General features: G+C 63.3%; 2 protein-coding genes. One reads left to right on the top strand and one right to left on the bottom strand.

The window, feature by feature from the left end:
* Positions 1-137: 137 nt before the first annotated feature.
* Complete coding sequence (locus tag EOA28_RS32120; RefSeq protein ID WP_128315676.1) at positions 138-1,982, bottom strand: aminopeptidase P family protein; 1,845 nt, start codon at positions 1,980-1,982, stop codon at positions 138-140.
* 388 nt (positions 1,983-2,370) lie between these two features.
* Between EOA28_RS32120 and EOA28_RS32125 the strand changes: the two genes are divergently transcribed.
* The gene (locus EOA28_RS32125) at positions 2,371-2,514 is read left to right on the top strand and encodes a hypothetical protein (protein WP_348527608.1); all 144 of its coding nucleotides are present in this window, start codon (positions 2,371-2,373) and stop codon (positions 2,512-2,514) included.
* Positions 2,515-2,559: the final 45 nt, after the last annotated feature.

Here is a 2,559-nt window from a genome sequence, read left to right on the forward strand (position 1 = left end):
GTGCTGCGGTGCTGATCATCGCGCGGCAGTTTGTGGGATAGCAATTCTGCCGGCGCGATCGTTTCGGACCGCCGGCGCTGCCCCTCATTGCCCTGCCGGGCATTTCTCCCCGTAGAACGGGGAGAAAGAAGCTAATCTCAAATCTTCGCGTCGTGCGGCAGTGGTGCTGTCGCCTTCTCCAGCCAGGCCAGCGTTTCGCCGTCCACCATCGGGCCGATCTCGGCCAGCACCCATGCATGATACTGGTCGAGCCAGTGCAACTCGTCGCGGGTCAAGAGATCGCAGCGGACGAGACGCTTGTCGATCGGCGCCAACGTGAGCGTCTCGAAGCCGTGCATGGGGATGTCGCCGCCTTCGATCGGTTCCGCCGGCGTGACCAGAATCAGGTTCTCGATGCGGATGCCGTAGGCGCCTTCCTTGTAGTAGCCTGGTTCGTTGGACAGCATCATGCCGGCAAGCAGTTTTTCGGTGCCGGTTCGGGCGATGCGCTGCGGCCCTTCATGCACGGCAAGGTAGGAGCCGACGCCGTGGCCGGTGCCATGGGCGAAGTCGCAGCCACGCTTCCACAGCGCCACGCGGGCAACCGCGTCGATTTCCGAGCCGCGCGTGCCGGCGGGGAAACGCAGCGTCGAGATGCCGATCATGCCCTTCAGCACGAGCGTGAAGCGCTCCCGCATCTCCTGCGTCGGCTCACCGATCGGAACGGTGCGGGTGATGTCGGTGGTGCCGTCCTGATACTGACCGCCGGAATCGAGCAGGAACAGTTCTCCGCTTTCCAGTTTGCGGCTGGTGGCCCGCGAGACGCGGTAATGCATGATCGCGCCGTTCGGGCCGGCGCCGGAAATCGTGTCGAAGGAGACGTCGCGCAGCGGCATCTGGGTTTCCTCGCCGGTCTGGCGGCGCACTTCCTCCAGCTTGGTGACGACGGCGATTTCGTCGAGCGTGCCGGGCTTCTGGCGGTCGAGCCAGCACAGCAGCTTGGCGACCGCAGCGCCGTCGCGGCGATGCGCGGCGCGGCTGCCGGCGATCTCGGCCTGGTTCTCGGTCGCGCGGGGAATACGCGCCGGGTCAGCCGCCAAGACGACGGTGCCGCCATTGTCCTCGGTCAGCATCCGCAGCTTTTCCGCCGCCAGCACCGGATCCAGCGCGATCCTGGCGCCATTTTTGGCCAGCTCGACGATTGCCGCTTCGAACTCGCCCGGATCATGCAGATCGGCAAGCTGGGTGAGATAGGCCGCGACCTGGCGCGGGAATTTGCGCTGGTCCATGAACAGCTGATGCTTGCCGTCGGCGGCGAGGATGGCAAAGCCGAGCGCCAGCGGCGTGTGCGGCACGTCGCCGCCACGGATGTTGAAGCTCCAGGCGATGGAAGAGGGATCGGTCAGCACCGCATGGGTGGCGCCGTCCTTCTGGATGGCGCTTGCCAACCGCACAAGCTTGCCCTTGGCGAGCTCACCGGCAAAATTGAGCTCTTGCAACTCCACCGAAGCCCGCGGCGGCTCCGGCTGGTCCTTCCAGATGATGTCGATCGGGTTCCTGTCGAGCGGCACCAAGGTCGCGCCGGATTGCTCGGCCGACGCCTTCAGCGCCCTGACCTCGCCGATCGTATGAAGCCAGGGGTCGAAGCCGAGCCTTGCGCCCTTGCCGAGATTGTCCTTGAGCCAGCTGGCCGGCGGATTGTCGATGAGGCTTTCGACGGTAAAGATCGAAAGGTCGACCTCGTTTCGGACCTGCAACGTGTAGCGGCCGTCGACGAAGATGAAGGCGCGGTCGCGCAGGATGATGGCGACGCCGGCCGAACCGGAGAAGCCGGTCAGCCATTTCAGCCGCGCCGAGCGGTCGGCGACATACTCACCCTGGTGCTCGTCCGCGCGGGGAACGATGAAGCCAGCCAAGCCATTGTCGACCAGCCATTGCCGCAGCAACGCCACGCGCGGCTTGCCGACGGCCGGATCGCCAGCGGAATCAAAGGTCTGGAACATGGTGGCTCTCCTCGGATGCTTGTCGCGAACCTAAAGCGCGTCGCGATCTTTCAGGTTCGCTCCATGCGCTTTAGGTTTTTGATCTTACGCATGTCTTTATCCCGAAACCGGTTCCCACTTTCGGGAGACATGCTTTAGAGCATTTCGTGTGCCAATTGAAACGGATCTGTCACCAGACGCCATATGATCCAGATATGCTGAAGCGACGACGTGCAAGCTAGCGGGCGCGCCCCCGTGTCTTTGCGCATGGACGCTATGCAGAATCGTTGATTTCCAGACAGGTCGGCAGAGCTTAGTTTCCCCGATGTGGAGGAATGAATCCTGTTGTCCTGCAAAGGAGACTGTCATGTCCACGCTTCCAGCCAGACGCGGATTTTTCAGAAACGCCATGAGCGCGCTGATCGAAGCTCGCCGGCGCGAGGCGACCCGCTACGTCAACGGGGCGCTGCTTTGTCTCGACGATGAAACGCTGAACGCCAATGGCTACGATCGCGAAGAGCTGAAGAAGGCGGCAAACTCGCTTTATGTGTGAGTAACCGCCTCAGCGCTTGAGGTGGATGGTCACCCAGCCCTCGCG

Origin of the sequence: Mesorhizobium sp. M2A.F.Ca.ET.067.02.1.1, assembly GCF_004023285.1 — a bacterium.
In the GTDB taxonomy this organism is placed as follows: Bacteria; Pseudomonadota; Alphaproteobacteria; order Rhizobiales; family Rhizobiaceae; genus Mesorhizobium.